This window comes from Kineococcus gypseus (assembly GCF_050871305.1).
Lineage (GTDB): Bacteria > Actinomycetota > Actinomycetes > Actinomycetales > Kineococcaceae > Kineococcus > Kineococcus gypseus.
Map to the genome: position 1 here is coordinate 60,934 of NZ_JBJLRD010000013.1, position 18,870 is coordinate 79,803.

16 protein-coding genes and 1 tRNA gene are annotated in these 18,870 nt (G+C 77.9%); 8 read left to right on the forward strand and 9 right to left on the reverse strand.

Annotation, left to right across the window (positions count from 1 at the left end):
• Positions 1 to 2 precede the first annotated feature (2 nt).
• The 3 genes from ACRYMN_RS07085 to csrA all read left to right on the forward strand — a co-directional run bounded on the left by ACRYMN_RS07085 (position 3) and on the right by csrA (position 1,335).
• A complete protein-coding gene (locus tag ACRYMN_RS07085) occupies positions 3 to 722 on the forward strand; it encodes a PilZ domain-containing protein (protein ID WP_432493423.1) in 720 nt (239 codons plus the stop codon).
• Positions 719 to 967: a hypothetical protein gene (locus ACRYMN_RS07090; RefSeq protein WP_432493425.1), complete on the forward strand. Its 249-nt coding sequence runs from the start codon at positions 719 to 721 to the stop codon at positions 965 to 967. The genes ACRYMN_RS07085 and ACRYMN_RS07090 overlap by 4 nt, the downstream gene beginning before the upstream one ends.
• A gap of 131 nt (positions 968 to 1,098) precedes the next feature.
• Positions 1,099 to 1,335, forward strand: coding sequence for a carbon storage regulator CsrA (csrA, locus tag ACRYMN_RS07095; RefSeq protein WP_432493427.1), 237 nt, complete (start codon positions 1,099 to 1,101; stop codon positions 1,333 to 1,335).
• A gap of 466 nt (positions 1,336 to 1,801) precedes the next feature.
• Here csrA and ACRYMN_RS07100 read toward each other — a convergent pair whose 3' ends face one another.
• From ACRYMN_RS07100 to ACRYMN_RS07115, 4 genes are read right to left on the reverse strand one after another with little or no spacing between them, the layout of a single operon-like run.
• Complete coding sequence (locus ACRYMN_RS07100; RefSeq protein WP_432493429.1) at positions 1,802 to 2,965, reverse strand: App1 family protein phosphatidate phosphatase; 1,164 nt, start codon at positions 2,963 to 2,965, stop codon at positions 1,802 to 1,804.
• A 10-nt stretch (positions 2,966 to 2,975) separates the two neighbouring features.
• Positions 2,976 to 3,947 (reverse strand): NAD-dependent epimerase/dehydratase family protein, encoded by a 972-nt coding sequence (locus ACRYMN_RS07105; RefSeq protein WP_432493431.1) that lies wholly within the window; start codon positions 3,945 to 3,947, stop codon positions 2,976 to 2,978.
• Positions 3,944 to 6,724 (reverse strand): alpha/beta fold hydrolase, encoded by a 2,781-nt coding sequence (locus ACRYMN_RS07110; protein WP_432493433.1) that lies wholly within the window; start codon positions 6,722 to 6,724, stop codon positions 3,944 to 3,946. The genes ACRYMN_RS07105 and ACRYMN_RS07110 overlap by 4 nt, the downstream gene beginning before the upstream one ends.
• A gap of 49 nt (positions 6,725 to 6,773) precedes the next feature.
• Positions 6,774 to 7,820, reverse strand: a complete 1,047-nt coding sequence (locus ACRYMN_RS07115) for a 3-oxoacyl-ACP synthase III (protein ID WP_432493435.1) — start codon at positions 7,818 to 7,820, stop codon at positions 6,774 to 6,776.
• A gap of 318 nt (positions 7,821 to 8,138) precedes the next feature.
• Here ACRYMN_RS07115 and ACRYMN_RS07120 point away from each other — a divergent pair.
• Positions 8,139 to 8,223, forward strand: a tRNA-Leu gene (locus ACRYMN_RS07120).
• A gap of 326 nt (positions 8,224 to 8,549) precedes the next feature.
• Here the strand turns inward: ACRYMN_RS07120 and ACRYMN_RS07125 are convergent.
• The 3 genes from ACRYMN_RS07125 to ACRYMN_RS07135 form a co-directional block, all read right to left on the reverse strand.
• Positions 8,550 to 8,915, reverse strand: a complete 366-nt coding sequence (locus ACRYMN_RS07125; RefSeq protein WP_432493437.1) for a hypothetical protein — start codon at positions 8,913 to 8,915, stop codon at positions 8,550 to 8,552.
• A 160-nt stretch (positions 8,916 to 9,075) separates the two neighbouring features.
• Complete coding sequence (locus ACRYMN_RS07130; protein WP_432493439.1) at positions 9,076 to 10,677, reverse strand: peroxidase family protein; 1,602 nt, start codon at positions 10,675 to 10,677, stop codon at positions 9,076 to 9,078.
• A gap of 85 nt (positions 10,678 to 10,762) precedes the next feature.
• Positions 10,763 to 12,352 carry an SGNH/GDSL hydrolase family protein gene (locus tag ACRYMN_RS07135; RefSeq protein WP_432493441.1) on the reverse strand — a complete coding sequence of 530 codons (1,590 nt, stop codon included), beginning with the start codon at positions 12,350 to 12,352 and terminating at the stop codon, positions 10,763 to 10,765.
• A gap of 284 nt (positions 12,353 to 12,636) precedes the next feature.
• Here ACRYMN_RS07135 and ACRYMN_RS07140 point away from each other — a divergent pair, with 284 nt between their 5' ends.
• A complete protein-coding gene (locus ACRYMN_RS07140) occupies positions 12,637 to 13,416 on the forward strand; it encodes a helix-turn-helix transcriptional regulator (RefSeq protein ID WP_432493443.1) in 780 nt (259 codons plus the stop codon).
• A gap of 158 nt (positions 13,417 to 13,574) precedes the next feature.
• Entirely contained in the window at positions 13,575 to 14,306 is a 732-nt protein-coding gene (locus ACRYMN_RS07145) for a hypothetical protein (protein WP_432493445.1), read from the forward strand.
• A gap of 28 nt (positions 14,307 to 14,334) precedes the next feature.
• Here ACRYMN_RS07145 and ACRYMN_RS07150 read toward each other — a convergent pair whose 3' ends face one another.
• On the reverse strand, positions 14,335 to 14,736 hold the full coding sequence (locus ACRYMN_RS07150) for a hypothetical protein (protein WP_432493447.1): 402 nt from the start codon (positions 14,734 to 14,736) through the stop codon (positions 14,335 to 14,337).
• A 337-nt stretch (positions 14,737 to 15,073) separates the two neighbouring features.
• On the opposite strand from ACRYMN_RS07150, the gene ACRYMN_RS07155 reads away from it, so the two are divergent.
• Positions 15,074 to 15,727, forward strand: a complete 654-nt coding sequence (locus tag ACRYMN_RS07155; protein ID WP_432493449.1) for a 5' nucleotidase, NT5C type — start codon at positions 15,074 to 15,076, stop codon at positions 15,725 to 15,727.
• Between the two features lie 98 nt (positions 15,728 to 15,825).
• Positions 15,826 to 16,803, forward strand: a complete 978-nt coding sequence (locus ACRYMN_RS07160; protein ID WP_432493451.1) for a TetR/AcrR family transcriptional regulator — start codon at positions 15,826 to 15,828, stop codon at positions 16,801 to 16,803.
• 73 nt (positions 16,804 to 16,876) lie between these two features.
• Here the strand turns inward: ACRYMN_RS07160 and ACRYMN_RS07165 are convergent, their stop codons facing one another.
• On the reverse strand, positions 16,877 to 18,703 hold the full coding sequence (locus ACRYMN_RS07165) for an ABC transporter ATP-binding protein (RefSeq protein WP_432493453.1): 1,827 nt from the start codon (positions 18,701 to 18,703) through the stop codon (positions 16,877 to 16,879).
• Positions 18,704 to 18,870 lie beyond the last annotated feature (167 nt).

Below are 18,870 nucleotides of genomic sequence, written 5' to 3' on the forward strand. Positions count from 1 at the left end.
GGGTGGCGACCGCTCCGGCCCCGGCGCAGTGGCCCGCGCTCAACGGCCGGGTGAGCGTGCACGTGCAGCTGCCCGACTCCCTGGGCGGGCAGCTGCTGGAGCTGCCCACCCGCGTGGAGGACAGCGGTGAGGACCGGCTCGTCGTGGCCGCCCCCAGCTTCACCGGCGACCTGCACCTGGTGGGTCCCGGGCTGGCGGTGACGGTCTCGTGGGCCAGCGAGCGCGGTCGGCTGCGCCAGGACTTCGTGGTCGGCGAGGTCGTGCGGCGCCGGGTGGCCTGCTGGGACCTCGTCCCCGTCGGCGAGCTGACCGTCCAGCAGCGCCGCCGCTACGTGCGCGTGCCGCTGAGCGGCGGGCTGCGCCTGCTGCCCGTGCCCGGCGACCCGGCCGCTCCCGCGGTGGCCGCCCCGGCGGGCGAGCCACCCGCCCCGGAGGAGCCCGCGGCCGCCGCGTTCATCGACCTCAGCGAGGGCGGTGCGTGCGTGCGGCTGCGCCGCGGGGCCTGGCCGGCCCCCGGCCGGCTGGTGCGGGCCGTCTTCGACCTCGACGGCGGCCCCGTCGACCAGCTCGCGGAGGTCGTGCGCGCCGCGCCCGGCGCGGGGGGCGCCGGCGAGCACGACGACCTCGTCCTCGTCTTCGTCGAACCCGTGGCGGCCGCCGACCGGCTGCGCCGCCACGTCATGCAGGTGCAGATCCGCAACCGCCGCCGGGAGGAACCGTGACCCCGATCGTCCTCGCCGCCAGCCTGCTGCTGGCCGGCCCGTCGATCGTCAGCGCCCTGCGGGGCACCGGCAGCGTCGACACGGCCCTGCTGCACCTGGCCCTGGCCCTGCTGGTCTCGGCCGTGGCCGGGCGCGTCGTGCGCACGCTCGTCGTGCGCTACCAGGCCGAGGCCGAGCTGGCCGAGGTGGCCGACGGCGAGCCCGACGGCCCGCGCGGGCCGGGCCGCCGGCGCGACGACGCCTGAGGCGCCGCCCCCCGCTGCACCCGCCGCGCCCGTCTCCGCCGCGCGGGGGCGGGCGCTCGCGCGTGCGCCACGAAACGTAGACGTGACGCCGCGGAAGCTGTTCGCGACGCATCGTCACCTATGCTGGGGCCATGCTGGTCCTGACGCGCAAGCCGGGGGAGTCCGTCGTCATCGGCGACGAGGTGGTCGTGCGCGTGCTGGAGGTGCGCGGTGACGTCGTCCGTGTGGGCATCGAGGCCCCGCGCGACGTGCAGGTGCACCGCCAGGAGGTGTACGAGGCCGTGCGCGAGGCCAACGCCGCCGCGGCCTCGGCCAGCGAGGAGGCCGTCAGCGCCCTGCAGGACCTGGTGCGCCGCACCGGCGCCTGAACGCCGCGCCCCCCGCGCCCCGGTGCGCGCACCGGACCGCGGGCCCGGCGGTGCCGTGTCCGGCGGTGTCCTGACGGGACGTGGCGCGCGTCACGCCCGTCCGGCGCTCGGCAGCGACCGGCCCGCCCGCCTATGATGATCCCCGCCGGCCCGCCCGCGGTGCCGGTGGAGATCCGCCACCTCACGGTGTGAGGACAGTGCTGTCCGCGGTTCGAGGAGCAGACGAGCGGCACCCGTGCCGTTCACCGTCCGAGACCAGGAGGTACGAGATGGACCAGAACACCCCCGTGGAGAACGCCGACGTCGTCATCGACCTGCGCGACGGCGTCGAGCTGGTCACCGTCGCCAACCCGCGGCGCGTGCGCCTCTGAGGCACCGCGCCGGCCACCGGGGCCGGTCCCGCCGCGGCGGGGCCGGCCCCGCGCGCGTGCGGCGCCGGAGCGCTCGGGCCGTGGCGCCGGAGCGCTCAGGCGTCGTGCAGCAGCCCCGCGCGGTGCCAGCGGTGCATCAGCTCGAAGCCGTTGTCGCCGCTGACCCACGGCACGGCGCTCTCGCGCGGCGCGGCGCTGGAGGTCAGCGGGTGCCCGCCGGCCAGCAGCTGCTCGGCCGGGGTCAGGCGCCGGATCGCCACCCCCGCCACGCGCTCGGGGGCGGCCGCGACGAACTCCGCGTACAGCTGCGGGTCGTGCTGGCCGTCGTCGCCCACCAGCAGCCACGTCACCTGCGGCAGCTCGCGCGCCAGGCGCGCCAGGGTGCCGCGCTTGTGGGCGCTGCCGTCGCGGAACCAGCCGGTGTTCGTCGGGCCCCAGTCCGTCAGCAGCAGGGGGCCCTCCGGGTAGCCCGAGCGGCGCAGGAAGCGCGTCATGGTCGGGGCCACGTTCCACGCCCCGGTCGACAGGTACAGCACCGGTGAGCCGGGGTTCTCGGCGACGAACTGCTGGTACATCTCCGCCATGCCGTTGACCGGCACGCGCGCCTTCTCCGTGAGCACGAAGCTGTTCCAGGCCGCCAGCAGCGGCCGGGGCAGGCGCGTGACGACGACCGTGTCGTCGATGTCGGACAGCAGCCCCAGCTGCGGCTGCGGGCCGACCACCACCAGGCGGGCGGTGCCGGTGCCCGTGCCGTCCGGCGCGCCGGGCTCCTCGCGAGGGCCCTCGCCGTCGGGGTCCACGGTCAGCGTCACCGAGTGCTCGCCCGGCGGCAGGTCCGCCTCGACGACCTCGTCGACGTACCCGCCGCGGTCGGTGCGCAGGCGCACCCGCCGCCCGTCCAGGTGGGCGGTGACCTCCACGTCCGCCACCGGCACCGACATGAAGTTGCGCCAGCCGCGCACGCTGCGCTCCGGCTCGTCGCGCACCTCGCCGGTGCGGCCCAGCAGCACCCGGCCCAGCACCCGCACCCAGCCCGGCCCGCCGTAGCAGGGGAAGGCCACCGCGCGGGCGTGGTAGCCGCGGCGGCGCAGCCCGGCCCCGAGCACCCCCTTGACGGCGTCCTCGACGCGCGCGGCGCGGTGCAGGCCGTGCTCGTCGGGCCGCGCGGTCAGGTCCAGCTCGCGCAGGCGCTCCAGGTCGCGCAGCGCCTCCTCGCGCCGTCGCAGCCGCGTCGCGCTCGTCGCCCCGTGGGTGATCACGGGTCCCACGCTAACGGGGCTCGAACCCCGCTGCGAGGCGGCGGAAGCCCTCCTCCAGCGGCACCCGCGGCGCCCAGCCCAGGGCCTCGCGCGTGCGGCGCTGGTCGAACCAGTGCGCCGTGGACAGCTGCTCGGCCAGGAAGCGCGTCATGGGCGGCTCGTCGGCCAACCGCAGGCCCGTCCAGACGCGCTGCACGACGCTGCCGGCGACCTTCGCCACCGCGGAGGGCACCCGCCGGCTCGGCGCGGGCACCCCGGCGGCCTCGCAGACGCTGGCCAGCCACTCCGCGACCGTGCGCGGCTCGCCGTTGGTGACGACGAACGCCTGCCCGTGCACGTCCTCGGCGCGGTCCAGCGCCGCCACCAGCGCGTCGACGGCGTTGTCCACGTACGTGGTGTCCAGCAGGGCGGTGCCGTCGTCCAGCAGCGGCAGGCGGCCGGCGCGGGCGCGGTCGGCGATGCGCTGCACGAGCTGCGTGTCGCCCGGGCCCAGCACGACGTGCGGGCGCACCGCGACGACCGCGAAGCCGGGGGCGTCGGCGGCCAGCGCCGCCAGCTCCGCCTGCGCCTTGGTGATCGCGTAGGAGCCGTGCGCGGCGGCCGGGTCGGCGGGGGTGGTGCCCTCGCCCACCAGCGCCGAGCCGCCGTGCGCCACCGACGGGGAGCTGACCATCACGAAGCGCCGCGCCCCGGCGGCGCGGGCGGCGGCCAGCAGCCGCTCGGTGCCGCGCACGTTCGTCTCGACGTACTCGCGGTGCGGGCCGGTGATGGACACCTTCGCCGCCAGGTGCACCACGGCGTCCACGCCCTCGCAGGCGCGCTCCAGCGCCGCGGGGTCGCTGACGGAGCCCAGCACCTCCTCCAGCCCCTGCAGCCCCGCCGGGCGGCGCTGCAGGACGCGCACGGCGTCGCGGCGGCGCGCCAGGGCCAGGGCGGTCTCGCGGCCCAGCATGCCGCTGGCCCCGGTGACGAGGACCTTCACGCCAGCCTCCCCGCGCGCTCGCCGGCCAGGACCCGCTCGGCCCAGGCGGCCACCCGCGCCCTGTCGATCTTGGAGTTGTGCCGCACGTCGGTGGGCAGGGCCGGCACGAGCAGCACCGCGGCGAGGTTGCGCCCGGTCGCCGCGCGCACCGCGCGCGCCAGCGGCGGCGCGGCGACGGTGGTGCGCCGCACCGGGCCCGTCACGGCCTCCTCCGCCTCGGCGACCACGACGAGCTGGCGCGCCGCGCGCGGGCCGACGCCCACGAGCGCCGCGCGCGCGATCCCGTCGACGGACTCCGCGCGCTGCTCGACGCCCACGGGGGTGACGACCTCGTCGGCGGTGACCACCACGTGCGCCAGGCGCCCCTCGACCCACAGCCGGCCCTCGGCGTCCAGGTGCCCGACGTCGCCGGTGCGGTGCCAGCGGCCCGCGCCCAGCGCGGCGGCCAGCTCCGCGGACGGGCGCACCCGCACGCTGTCGGCGTTCGTGGCCCACAGCTGGTCGTAGTGGTCCTTGACGTGCTCGGCGCCCACGACGACCTCGCCGGTCACCCCCGGCTCGGCCAGCACGTCCTGCCCGGCGCGCCCGTCGGCGTCCAGCGGGGCCACCCCCACCACCACGCCGGCCACGGGGTGCCCCACGCACACGCCCTCGCCCTCGCCGGCGGCCAGCACCTCCGAGAGGCCGACGTCGGTGGCCGGCAGCACCTCCGTGGCGCCGTAGGGGGTGCGCGGGTCCGTCAGCGGCATCAGCTCGCGCACCCGCCGCAGCAGCGCGGCCGGCACCGGCGCCCCGGCCGAGGACAGCTCGCGCACCCCGGCCAGCGCCTCGCGCCGGCGCTCGTCGAGCCCGCCGGCCGTGGCCAGCACGTTCACGACCGCCGTGGGGGACAGGAACGCCGAGGTGGCTCCGCTGGCCAGGACCGCGTCGGCCAGCGCCGCCGCCGTCAGCGTGGCCGGCTTCGTCACGTCCATCGCCGGCACGACGCAGGTGGCGCCCACCGCCGGGCCCAGCAGCGCGAACGGCGCGAAGGCCGTCACCAGCGGTGCACCCGGGCCGGTGCGCGTGGCCGGGGCCAGCGCGGCGGCCACCCGCGCGAACTGCTCGTGGGTGTACACCACGCCCTTGGCCGGGCCCGTGGAGCCGGAGGTGAACAGCACCGCCGCCTCCGCGGCGGGTCCGGGCTCCGGCGGCAGGCCCGCCCCGGCGGCCAGGCGGTGCGCGCCGCGCTCGGCGACCTGCACGAGCGTCGTGGCCGCCCCCACCGCGCGCAGCACCGCGTCGTCGACCGGGCCGGCGGCCACGCGCCGGCCCGGCCAGCGCAGCACCCGCGCGGCCGCCAGCGCCTTCGGCACCCCGACCACCCAGTCCACGCCGCTGGCCGTGACCGCGCGCGTCAGCCCCCGCACGCCCAGGCCGGCGTCGGCGATGACGGCCACCGCGCCCACGCGCAGCACCGCGTACAGCGCCGCGGTCAGGTCCGCGCCCGGCGGCACCAGCAGCGAGACGCGCTGGCCCGGGCGCACGCCCAGCTCGTCCAGGCCCGCGGCGATCTCGCGGGTGCGCCGCGCCAGCAGCGACCACGGCACGGTGCGCCCGGCGCCGTGCGCGCGCATCTCCACGATCGCCGGGCCGTCGTCGCCCGCGCGCTCCTCCAGCGCCCGCCAGGGCGGGGGAGCGGGCTGCGCGTGCTCGGGCGCCGCCCGCTGCGCGTCCTCGGCGTGCTCGGCGTGCTCGGCGTGCTCGGCGTGCTCGGCGTGCTCGGCGGCCGGTGCGGGCGCGCCGCCGACGGCGCGCTCACCCAGCCAGCGCAGCACCGCCGGCGCGAAGCGCGGGTCCTCCGGCGACAGGTGGCTGGCCCCGGCCAGGCGGTGCACGTCCGCCCCCGGCAGGCGGCGGCGCCAGTCGCGCAGGAACGCCTCGCCGAAGACCGGGTCGCGCGGGCCCCACAGCACCAGCGCGGGCACCGCGGCCGCGCGCAGCCGCTCCACGCCGTCGGTCACCGCGTCCAGCGCGGGCCGGCTGGGGTGGTCCGGGCCCACCGGCACGTCGGCGACGAAGCCGTGCACGCCGGCGCGGTCGGCGGCCGTGCGGTACGGCGCCCGGTAGGCGGCCACCACGTCCGCGGGCAGCGGCGGGCGCGGCAGGGACAGCGTCGTGCGCAGGAACAGGTCCGTGGAGCGCGTGACCAGCGGCAGCACGCCCGGCAGCAGCGCGGCGCGCAGCGCGCCCGGCGGTGGGGCGTCGGCCGGGTACGAGGCCGCGGTGTTGGCCACCACGAGCCCGGCCAGGCGCCCGCCCGCGCCGTCCGCGCGGTGGCGCCCGCCGGCCTGCTCGCGCTCCAGCTCCCCGGCGGCCCAGCCGGTGGCGACGATGCCGCCCCAGTCCTGGCCGACGGCCACCACCGGCCCGCTCAGCTCGAGCACCTCCAGCAGCGCGGTCAGGTCCGCGGTGCGCTGCGCCAGGGTGCGGTGCACGCCGGTGCGCTCGGAGAAGCCCATCTCCAGCTGGTCCACGGCCACCACGCGCCAGGGCACCTCGGCGGCCCCGGCCGCCGCGGCCAGGTGCCGCCACAGGTACGACCAGGTGGGGTTGCCGTGGACGCACACCAGCGTGCCGGCCACCTCGCCGGCCCCGGCGCCGGGCGCGGTGTCCAGCAGGTGCCAGGTGCGCGGCACGCCCGTGGCGTCGGGGGCCTGCACCAGCCGCGACCAGCGCGGGTCCAGGCCGGGCAGCCCCGCCGGCGGCAGCGAGGCCGGGCGCGCGACGGCGCTCACCACGGGCGCCGCGGCGCGCAGGTCCGGCGGTGCGGGCCGGCCGGGGCGCTCACCAGGCCAGCTCGAGCATCGCGGTGTTCAGGCCGGAGCCGACGCCCATGGCGATCACGCGGTCGCCGCGGCTGAGCTCCGGGGCCGTCGCCGCCAGCGTCATCGGCAGCGAGATGGGGCCCACGTTGCCCCAGCGCGGGAAGGTCATGGGCACCTTCGCCGGGTCGATGCCCACCCGCTCCACGAGCGTCTGGGTGTGCACCTTGGAGATCTGGTGGATCACGAAGCGGTCCGCGTCGCGCCAGCCCCACAGCCGGTCCCCGCCCGCGAAGGCGTCGGCGACGATCTCGATGCCCTCGGTGAGCATGAGCTTGGCGTCGGTGCGCATGTGGTCCGCGTCGCCGATGCACAGCTCGTGGTGCGCGGTGCCGGCGCGGGTGACCCCGCCGAGCACGCGGTGCGCCTCCGGGTGCTCGTCCGCCCGGCCGATCACGGCGGCGGCCGCGCCGCAGCCCAGCGTCATCGTGGCGAACTCGTTGAGGAAGTCCTTGCGGGTCACGCCCTCGCGCTGCAGCCGGGCGATCGTGCCGCGGTGCATGCTGCGCACGTCCTCCGCGCCCAGGACGACCGCGTAGCGGATCGCCCCGGCGTCGATCATGGCCGAGGCCACCTGCACGCCGTTGACCCACGCCAGGCAGGCGTTGGTCAGGTCGAAGTTCATCGCCGAGGCCGGCAGGTCCATCCCGTGGTGCACGGCGGTGGCGATGGCCGGCTCCAGGTGCGGGCGCGTGACCGTGGTGCTGATCACCAGGCCGACGTCCGCGGCGTCCACCCCCGCCTCCGACAGCGCCTTGACCCCGCACTCGGCGGCCACGTCGGCGGCGTTCTGGCCCTCGGCCCACCAGCGGCGCTCGCTGACCCCGGCCACCTTCTCCAGCAGCCCCGGCTGCAGCCGCAGCCGCTCCAGGGTCGGCGCCAGCTCCTCGTCGAAGCGGGAGGAGGGCACGACCACCGGCGCCTCCACGTGCGACACCGACAGCAGGGCTGCGTTGGCCGGACGGAAGGTCGAGTTGCCCAGCGAGTCCCGGCCTGTGGTGTCGTTCAAGGGCTTCCCCGCATCCTCGGTCCCGAGCCGCGCGGTGGGCCGGACCGGGAGCGGCCCGGGCGGGCCGGCCGGCTCGGCTGTCGCGGCGAGGGATCAGGTTAACGGTCCTGGGCGGCGGCGCCTCCCGACGGTGCGCCGCGCGCCGCGCCGCCCGCTCCGCCGCCCGCTCCGCCGCCCGCCGCGCCGCCGGCTCCTCGGGGCTCCGGCCCCGCCGCGCGCTCGGTCCCGGCGGCGCGGGCCCGTGCTCGTCCGGGGCCCTCGCCGTGCTACGGTTTCCAGCGTTCCGAGCACACCGCGAGCGGCGTGCGAGGACCACTCGTCCGGGTGGCGGAATAGGCAGACGCGCTAGCTTGAGGTGCTAGTCCTCGTATAGAGGGTGGGGGTTCAAGTCCCCCCTCGGACACGTCGGCCCAGGTCTCTGACCTGGGCCTTCGCTCTTGCCGGCTGCCGTGCCGAGCCCCGTGGGACGACGCGTGGCCGACCACCCGCCCCGGCTCGCGAGCCGTCGTCGCTGGAACGCCCGCCACGGCCGGGCGGGGCCACGAGCACGAGGTCGCAGCGGTCGGCGGCCACGGCGCGGGAGGTGTCGATCGAGGCGGCGCCGGTCGCGTCCCCGTCCCGCGCCGGGCGGGCGGACGCACCGGCAGCCCCTCCGCGCGGGCGGGCGCCAGGACGGTCGAGCGCCGGTCCTCCTCGCCCGTGGTGGCGGGCGGGGCCCCGCCGCCCCGGCTACCGCCGCCGCACCCCGACGGCACCCACGGCTCCGCGCAGACCCGAGCAGCCGATGCACCCGACGCACCCCACGCAGTCGACGCACCCGACGCAGGCGACGCACGCGGTGCAGCCGACGTCGGCCAGGCCGGCGACGATGCCGGCGCTGCCCACGACGCCGAGGCTGAGCGCGACGCCGGCACTGCCGATCACCGCGGCGCTGCCGACGACGGCCGCGCTGCCCGCGGTGGCGGCGCTACCCACCACGGCCCTGCTGTCGACGGTCGCCACGTCGCCCCCGGGAGCGGCTCCTCCCCGCTCGTCACCGGCCTGCGCTGCGACCGGGTCGTCGCCGTCCGGGTGGGGGACGCGCTCGTGGGACATGGCGGTGCCTCCTGCGTCGACGTGGCCGTCACCGGATCGGTCCGGGGTGAGGACGGCGGTCCCGGGACGGGGTCCCGGGGATCCGCGCGCGCGGGCCCGCACGTGCGAGCCGGCCACCACGGCCGTCCCCGGCTCCCGCTCCCGGGCCGCGCGCAGCCCCTCAGCCCCCGTCGCTCAGGCCCTTCGCGTGCGCCAGCACCGACGGCACGTCGAACGTCGTGCTGGTCGCCAGCCGGGGCAGCGTGGGCTGCCAGGTGGGGGCGACGTCGAGGTAGGACGTGGGGTCGGCCACGAGCAGCCCGAGCAGCACCTCGGCGACGATGCGGCCGCCCACGGGGCCCAGGCGCTCGCCGCCGCCGAGCTCGGCCTCCTTGAGCACGTAGAACCACAGCGGCGGGTGCGCCCGCACGTCCGCCGGCAGGTCGTCGATGCCCAGGTCCGACGGGGACAGCGCCGGGATGCCCATGGCCTCGGCCACGGTGGCCCCGTCGGGCAGGGCCATGCTCGCCCCGCGCAGGAGGTTGCGCTCGGCCAGCGAGCGCGGCTCGCCGTCGGTGACCCGGGACGGCAGCTGGCCGAGCAGCGGCGCCAGGTTCGTGTCGACGGCCAGGCTGAGCTGGCGCTGCTCGGCCGATCCCGGCAGGCCGTCGAAGAGGTGGTGCCACTCCACCCCCCAGAACGGGGGCAGCCGCCGGAACCCGTTGAGGGTGTTCAGCTCGTCCTGCTCGCTCGTGGGTTCGGGGCCGAACGTCGGGATGGGGCCCTGGCCGGCACCCTCGCGCGCCTGCTTGACGAAGTCGTTGATGTGGTAGCGCCCGCGCACCATCGAGTGCCCGAAGCGGTAGGCGGCGACGGCGAACTCCACCGGCACGTACGCGTCGTGACCGGGCCGGTAGAACAGCAGGTGCGGCCTGGTCAACGCGAAGGTCTGCCCGCCGGCGACGAAGCCCTCCGTGCGCAGCACGTCGTCGACGACGTCCTGGCCGACGATGCGCGGCAGGAAGTCGTGCACGACGGCCCACTGGTAGTGCCATCGGACCTGTCGCTGCGCCTCCTTGAACAGGTCGTCGCCCGTCAGGCCGGACGTCGCGGCGAGGTCGGTGATGACGCGGTTGTGGAACTGCAGCATCGTCAGGTGGAACTGCGAGACCAGCAGGTTCTCGTCGTTGCGGGGGTCGCCGATGAGCGCGCGGGAGAAGAAGTTCGGGCTGCCGCCCCTCTCGCGGGGTCCGTTGCGCGGCAGGTCCCGGCCGAGCGCGAGGTCCCCGCCCGGTCCGGTGCCCACCGCGTCGCCGAGCAGGAACGTCGTGACGCCGTCGGTCTGCTCGTAGAGGTACGGCTGGTCGGCCGGCCCGCGCCCGTAGAGGCAGTCCAGGTCGAAGCGGGGCGTGCGGAAGTTGCGCAGCCCGTCGGGGTCGTTCTGCCGCTGCAGGCTGGAGACCGGGTCGAAGGTGATGTCGTGGTCGACGAACTGCCCCAGGTAGGTGTACCCGGCGGGGATCACGCCCTCGCGCGGCCCCCCGGGTGAGACGACCATCCTCTCGGCGAGCTGCTTCAGGTGCGCCGGCTCGGGGGTGAAGACCGGCAGGTGCCGGAACATCCGCCCGAAGCGCCCCGAGCGCGTGGACGAGCTCGGCGTGGTCGCCAGGCCCCGGTGGGTGCGCGCGTGCCGGTGCAGCGACGTGGGTGTCGTGCTCGGCGGGGTGGGCGGGGTGGGCGGGGGCGTGGCCCCGTCGGTGGACGTGCGGTCCTGGACGCTCACGGTGCTCTCCTCACGGGTGGCGGTTCCGGTGTTCCTCGGGTCGGGGGCCCCTGGCGGTGCCCCACGGGGGGCGTCGCCCCCCTGCTCAGAGCGGCAGCGCCCTGCGGAAGGCGTCCAGGGCGGTGTCCGCCCACTCCAGCGCCCCCAGCGCCGGGGGCACGAGCTGCGGGGGGTGGGTGACCAGGGTGTCCCGGCGCAGCAGCCGGGCGAAGTCGACGGTGACCGGGTCGGGGCGCACGCTGCCGTCGGGCCGGTGGAACTCCACCCCGGCCAGGCGCATCACGTCGACGATCCCCTGGGCGATCAGGCCGTACCCGACCGTGGTCGGGTGCACCCCGTCGAGGGAGAACAACCCGCCCGTCGCCCTGCCCCCGCGGCCGTCGCCGGACAGGAACCTCGTGTCCGGCGGCGGGTCGAGGCGGGCCAGTTCCGCCGGCAGCGGGTACGGGCTCCACCAGGGCGGCCGGGCGTCGGGGTCCTCGACGTAGCGCCTGCTGGCCAGCCGGTCCAGCAGGGTGCACAGGTCGAACAGGTACCAGTCGCAGCCGCCGCGCCGGCCGCGCTCGACCACCTGCTCGATGCGCTCGTTGAACATGTCCACGCCGTGGTCGACGGCGCGCACCTGCGCGGCGGTCAGGTGGCGGTGGCGCTGCGGGTCGAAGCGCTGCGGGCTCGTCCACGGGCGCGCGTAGTGGGGGAAGCAGCGCGACCCCGGGGCCACCTTGGTGCCGAGGCCTCGCGCGAGCGGCGCGATGGTGACGTGCGGGACGGTGCTCCACACCACGTGCCGCGCCTCGATGGAGCCGACCTGCTCGGCGACCCGCTCCAGGTCGCGGCCGAAGCGGCTGGGCGCCCACATCGTGCAGGCGTCCTCGTCCACCGGTGGCGCGCCGTCCTCGCCGGTCCAGCGCAGGCGCAGGTCGCACACGGTGCGCAGCGCGTTGTTGGAGCCGAGCATCACCACGAGCGTCTCGATGCCGGCGTCGGTGTCCTCGTCGTGCTCGGCACCCAGCTCCCGGGCGACGTCGAAGAACGTCTTGCCCGCCGACGCCGGGTCGCCGGGGTACACGCGCAGCGCCGCGCGCTGCGCGTGCGACTGGACGACCTGGCGCAGCACGTCGTCCCGCGGCTCGGCCAGTTCCGCGGCGCACGTGCCGGCGGTGCGGGTGAGGGCGTCGTGCAGGTTCCAGCCGTACACGGCCAGCGCGTGCTGGAGCGGCCGCCCCGCCGGCGCGGGATCGCGCCCCGGCCCGCGCTCCCAGTGGTCCTCGATCTCGTCGAGCAGGTCGTGGGCGCGGAACAGCGCCAGCGGCACCTCCCACAGGTCCAGGTCGGCGCCGAAGCGCTGCTCCAGGTCGCGCAGGAGCAGTTCCAGGTTCAGCGGCAGCCCGCCGTGGGCGGGGTACTGCGGGCTGCGGAAACCCTCCCAGCCCAGCTCGTGGGCGATGACGGCCGGGTACGACAGGTCGGTGGTGCACACCGCCCCGCTCTGGAACCCGTGCGTGAGGGAGTCGCCGATCGCCACCAGCCAGTGCCGCGGCGTGCCGCGCCGGGTGCGCTCGACGCGCGTGCCCAGCGCCGGGTCGCCGGGCGGCGTGCGCCCCGGTCCGGCGGCGTACCGCACCACCTCGGCGGGGGTGTCGCGGGGCAGGCCGTCGACCTCGTCAGCGCGCACGGTCCCACCCCGCCGGCTCGCGGTGCCCGGTCCGCTCCCTGGTGCGCGCACGACGTCCCCCTCGCGTCCTCGCGGTCCTGCCCGGTGCCTGCGGCGGCCCGGGCCTCCTCGTCGCGGCCCGGCGACCGGCACCGCGAGCCCGGTGCCTGCGGTGGGGCCCGGCCCGCCAGGCCGCGCCGCCCCCCGACCGACCCCGCGAGCCCGGTGCCCCCCGAGCGCCACATCCTGCTGCCGGTGCCCGCCGAGAGGTATGCGCAACCCTGCGTAGTGCGTAGCATCCCGCCGTGGGCGTCGAGCACGACTCCCTGGCGGCGTGGGTCGACCTGGTCCACGCCCTGCTCGAGCGCGCGCCGCGACCGCGCGGCTTCCCCCACGAGGACGTCGTCGCCCTCCTGCGCAGCTCCTTCGAGGCCGAGTGCTGCACCTTCCACGCGGTCGGTCCCACCTGGGTCGACCGCGTCGAGCGGTGCTGGCCCGTCGGCCGCCTGCCGGACGCGCCACCGGGCGGACCGCCGGACGCCACCCGCCAGCCCCTGCTGCGCTGGTACGCGCTCACGCTCAGCACCGGGCCGCAGACCCTCGGCCGCGTGCCCCCCGGCGTCGCCGACCGCCGGCTGCAGGCGTCGTGGCAGGACGTGCTGCGCCCCTTCGGCCTGAGCGCCCAGCTCTCCCTGCCGGTGCTGCTGGACGCGGACGGGGCCAGGGCGTACGTGCTCACCCGCCCGGGGCACGACTACGACGAGCGGGAGTGGGCGCTCGCGCACCTGGTGCAGCCCGCGCTGAGCGCGCTGTTCGCGCAGCACGACGTGCTCGCGAGGGCGGCACCGCCCGGTGCCGACGGTGCTGCCGCCGCAGGCCTGACGGCCCGGGAGACGGCCGTGCTCGCGCTGCTGGCCGACGGGCTGACCGCCCGGGCCATCGCCCACCGGCTCGGTACCTCCCCGCGCACCGTCCACAAGCACCTGGAGCACCTCTACCGCAAGATCGGGGTGGGTGACCGCCTCGTGGCGGTGCGCACCGCGCGCGCGATGGGCCTGCTGCCGACCGGCGCACCCGTCCCGTAGCGGCGCACCCGCCCCGCGGCCGCTGCGGCGCGTCGCGCGGTCCTCCCGCGCCGCGGCCTCGTGCGCTGGCAGGATGACGTGGCATGCACCGCCAGCGCCGGCGCCGCCCGGGCTCGCACCCCCGCCCCGGGCACCGGACCGCGAGCACGGACCCGCGCGTGCCGCGCCCGCGCGGGACCGGCCGGCCGCTCGCGCCGGCCGGAGCGGCGCTCACCGTCCTGGTCGTCGCCGCCTGCACCCCCTCGTTCGCCGGCCCGCCCGCCGCAGCGGGGCGCGCGCCCGCTGCGCCCGCTGCGCCCGTCACGTCGGTCGTCGCGCGCTGGCAGGAGCACCCCGAGGAGGCCCCGGAGCTGGTGCGGGAGGCCACCGCGGTGCTCGACGAGCTGCGCACCGGCCCGCTCGAGCTGGACCTGCCCGACCTGACCGGCGCCACCTCCGTGGTCGTCGCGCTGTCGTGCCGTCAGCTGGACGCGCCCACCGTCACCAGGCGGGGCTTCCGCGGCGGCGAGGACTTCGGTCAGCAGTGGATCGTCGCCCTGCACGCCGCCCCCGGCGCCGGGCCCTCCGGGCTGCTGCCGGAGGAACCGCCGGGGGATCTCGCGGAGGAGGCGCCGGAGGAGGAGTTCGGGCAGGCGCCGGGGGAGGACGTCGAGGAGGCGCCGGGGGAGGCGCCGGGGGAGGCGCTGGACGCGCCGCCCGTCGCGCGGCCCGTCGCCCCGCCCGAGGAGCGCGAGTACGGCGTCGCCTCCAGGTGCACCGCCGGCGGCGAGGCGGCCAGCGGCGGCTACCAGGTCGAGCGGACCGGCGTGCCGCGCCGGGTCAGCGTGACGGTCGGCCCCGGCGTGCGCTACGCGCTGGGCGTGTGGGCGGTGCTGCCCGCGGCGCCGTGAGCCGGCCCGGCGCCCCCGGCCGGTCCTCTCAGGGCTCGGTGCGTCCGGTCTCGCGCGCCAGGCGCCGCTCGGCCTCCTCGGCCACCTCCGGTGCGAGGTCCTCCTCGGCGGGCACCCCGGTGGCCGCCGTGCCGTAGTCGGTGCCGATCAGGGGGACCGCTTCGCGGGCGGTGGGGTCCTCGTGCCCGGGCAGCGCCCCGGCGAGCGACTCGCCGGCGTCGGCGAGCAGCGGCGCGAAGTCCTCCTCGCCCGGCACGTCGGGCCCGCCCCCGGCGGCGTGGGCGCGGCGCGCGGGACCGGGCGCGGAGAGCGGATCCACGCCGGCCGCGGCCGCCGGCGGGGAGGGGTGCCCCGGTCCGGGGACCTCCGCGCCCTCGCCCGCGCCGGGCGCGCCCCGCCCGCTCCGCTCGTGCTCGTCCTGCTGGTCCACGCCCCGCCTCCCGACCGGCCGCCCCAGGACGGGCGCGCCACCGCCCCATGCTGAGCGCCACCCCCGCGAGGCGCAGCCCGACCCGGGTGCGCGCCGAGGCAGGGTGACCAGCGCTGCGGGGCGTCGCCGGGGAGCGGTCATCAGCCTTCGCACGTAAGTTGTGGTTATCGCGACCAGGTGAGCCGTGACGGGCGGCGCGAGGGGAACCGGTGACGGGCGCAGCCTGTCGGCGCGGCCGCCCGGACGGGCTCCACCGCGGCGCCCGACGTGCCGATGAGCCTGCGGGGGGCCGCCACGGCCCGCACCACCCGGACACGTCCCGGAGGGGGGACCACGCGTGCTCGTGCTCGTGGACCAGGACCAGGTGCTCGCCGACTTCGGCCGCGGCTTCGACGCCGGCTTCACCGCCGCCCACCCCGGTGCGCCGCACCACCCGCGCACGCGCGCCACGTCGTACTGGATCGAGGACGACTACGCGCCCGAGTGGCACGAACGGGTGCGCGCCGTCTCGGCCGCCCCCGGCTTCTTCCGCCACCTGCCGGTGATCCCCGGAGCCGTGCAGGCCTTGCACGCGATGCTGGCCGACGGCCACGACGTGCGCATCTGCACCGCTCCGCTGCGCGCCTACCGGCACTGCGTGCTGGAGAAGTTCGAGTGGGTCGAGGAGCACCTCGGGGCGGGCTGGACGGACCGCGTGGTCCTCACCCGCGACAAGACGCTGCTGTCGGCCGCGGCGGACGTGCTCATCGACGACAAGCCCGACGTGGTCGGTGCCGTGCGCGACGCCGACGCGGCGTGGACGCGGGTGTACTTCGACGCGCCGTACAACCTGCACCTGCCCGGGCGCCGGCTGCACTGGGGCACCTGGCGCCGGGTGCTGGCCGAGGTGGAGCGGGACCGCGCGGCCCGCGGGGTCCTGCGCAGCCCCCGGCGCCCCTCTGTCGAACTGACCGCCGGGCCCGGCGCCGGGCGCCGCCTCGCGGTGGTCTGAGCACCCCCCGCCCGCGGGCGGGGACCTGTCCGGGCCGCTGCCTAGGGTGGCGCGCACGCCCCGAACCCGCGCGGGCGCTCGACGGGGTGGAGGGGCGCGTGCGGCGGTTCCTGGTGGACGTGGGGCTGGCGGTGCTGGCCGCCGCGGCCGGGGCGCTGCTGGCGCTGGAGCGGGCCCGGCTGTGGGACGCCGGTCCCGCGCTCGTGACGGCGCTCGTGGTGCTCACCGCGCTGCTGGCGGTGGCCACCACCGCGGTGCAGGCGGTGCGGCGCTGGCGCGCCGAGCGCCGCGCCGCGCGCCGCGACGTGCTCGACGACCTGCTGCAGGCGGTGCTGTGGAGCGTGGTGGACGCCACCGGCCTGGACCCGCGCGACCTGGCGGTGGCCGCCTACCGGCGCCACCGCTCCTCCTGGCCGGGGGGGGCGGGGCGGGGGCGGGCGGGGGGGGGGGCGCCCGGGGGGCGCCGGGGCGCGGGGGCGGCCCGCCCGCCCCCTGACCCGCCCCCCCGGAACAGCCCGCCTCCGGTTAACCTCCGGGACGTGCCGAGCCTTCCCACCACGCGCGAGAAGCTGCTGGACGCCTTCAGCGAGCTGCTCGTCACCGCCGGTGTGCGCGCCGCCACCCTCGACGCCGTCGCCGCCGCCGCGGGCGTGTCCAAGGGCGGGCTGCTCTACCACTTCGGCACCAAGGACGCGCTCGTCGAGGGCCTGCTGGAGCGCTTCCGCGCCCTGGCCGCCGAGGACGTGCGCGGCATGCGCGCCGCCCCCGGCGGCGCCGTCGACTACTACCTGCGCACCTCCGCCGTGCAGCAGGACGACCCGCTCTCGCGCACCGGCGTGGCCGTGCTGCACCTGGCGCAGGTCGGCGACGCGCGCGCGGCGGCCGTCTTCGCCGCGGCCACCGAGGACTGGCGCGCGGCCATCGAGGAGGAGGTCGGCGACCGCGTCCTCTCGCGCGTGGTGCAGCTCGTCGGCGACGGGCTGTGGGCGGGCTCGTCCATCGGCGAGGTGCCCGCCGACGTCGACGACGTCGTCGCGGCCACCACCCGACTGCTCGACGCCGCCCGCCGGCGCTGAGGCCCGCGCGACCCCGCGCCCTGACCCGCGCCGGGACCCGCGCCGGGACCCGCGCCGGGACCCGCGCCGGGGCTCAGGCCGAGGGCTCCTCCACCGCCGCGAGCGAGGCGTCGGCGGCCACGAGCTCGGCGTAGCGCCCGCCGAGCGCGAGCAGCTCCTCGTGCGTGCCGCGCTCGACGACGCGCCCCTGCTCCAGGACCACGACCTGGTCGGCGTCGCGCACCGTGGAGAGGCGGTGCGCGATGGTCACGGTGGTGCGCCCGCGGGTGACGTCGCGCAGCGCGGCGGCCGCGGCCCGCTCGGTGCGGGTGTCCAGGGCGCTGGTCGCCTCGTCCAGCAGCAGCACCGGCGGGTCGCGCAGCACCGCGCGCGCCAGCGCCAGGCGCTGCTTCTCACCGCCGGAGAAGCGGTAGCCGCGCTCGCCGACCACGGTGTCCAGGCCCTCGGGCAGCGCGTCGACGACGGCGTCGACCTGCGCGGTGCGCAGCGCGCGGCGCAGCTCCTCGTCGGTGGCGCCGGGCGCGGCGAAGCGCAGGTTCTCCGCGATGCTCGCGTGCAGCAGGAACGTCTCCTGGGTGACCACGCCCACCGCCTCGGCCAGCGAGCGGGCGGTGAGGTCGCGCACGTCGTGCCCGTCGATCAGCACCGCCCCGGCGTCGACGTCGTACAGGCGCGCCAGCAGGTAGCCCAGGGTGGTCTTGCCCGAGCCGGTGGCCCCCACGACCGCCAGCGAGGTGCCCGCGGGCACCACGAGGTCCACGCCGCTCAGCGCGGGGCGCTCGGCGCCGGGGTAGCGGAAGCCCACCCCGCGCAGCTCCACCCGCCCGCGCGGGCGCACCAGCTCCACCGCGCCGGGCCGCTCGACCACCTCGGGGGGCGTGTCGAGGTACTCGAAGACGCGGGTGAACAGCGCCATCGAGGCGTGCAGGCGCACCAGGATGCGCAGCAGCGCCCCCAGCGGCCGGAAGAGCTGCGCCTGCAGGGTCACCAGCGCCACGAGGGTGCCGATGCTCAGCGCGGTGCCCGTGCCGCGCAGCCAGCCGCCCAGCAGGTACGTCAGCGCCGGCACCGCGGCCATCGTCAGCGTGATGAGGGACCACTGCCAGCGCCCGGCCATCTCGGAGCCGACCTCCAGGCGCGCCACCCCCTCGGACTGGCCGGTGAAGCGCTCGACGACCTCGCGGGTGCGCCCGGTGGTGCGCGTGAGCAGGATCCCCGAGACCGACAGGGTCTCCTCCACGGTGGCGGACATCTCCGCCAGCCGGCGCTGGCGCTGGGCCGTGATGCGCCGGCGCAGCCGGCCCACGCGCCGGTTCAGCCACACCGACAGCGGCAGCACCGCGAAGGAGAACAGCGCCAGGCGCCAGTCCAGGGCGAGCATGGCCACGGCCGTGACGACCACGGTGGCCAGGTTCTGCACCAGCTCGGCGCCGGTGCTGGTGACCACGGTCTGCATGGCGCCGATGTCGTTGGCGATGCGCGACTGCACCTCGCCGGTGCGGGTGCGGGCGAAGAAGCCCAGCGACATGCGCTGCAGGTGCGCGTACAGGGAGGTGCGCAGCCCGTGCATGACGGCCTGCCCGACGCGGGTGGTCAGCAGCCCCTGCACCACGTCCAGGGCGGTGCTCACCGCGGCGATCGCCACCAGCCCGCCGGTCAGCGCCGCGAGCAGCCCGAGGTCCTGGCGGGGCAGGGCGACGTCGACGACCTCGCGCAGCAGGAACGGGGCCGCCACCCCGGCCAGCGCGGCCAGCGCGATGAGCGCGCCGACCACCGACAGGGTGCGCACGTGCGGGCGGAACAGCCGCAGCACGCGCAGGACCTCCTCGCGCTGCGGGCGCGCGGCGGGCGGCTCGGCCCGGCCCGGCCGGAAGGGGTCCCGGCTGGGGTCACCTCGCACGCTCCCACCTCCGCTCGGCGGGGCCCGCCGGTGCGGGTCCTGCGCCCGTCAGGGTAGGAGTCGTCCCGGACACCCGCGCCCGGGCGCCGCGTCCCCCTATCCTGTGACGACGGGTGACGACCGCTGTCGGCACCGTGCACGGTCGGAGCGTCGGGGAGGGCCCGGCG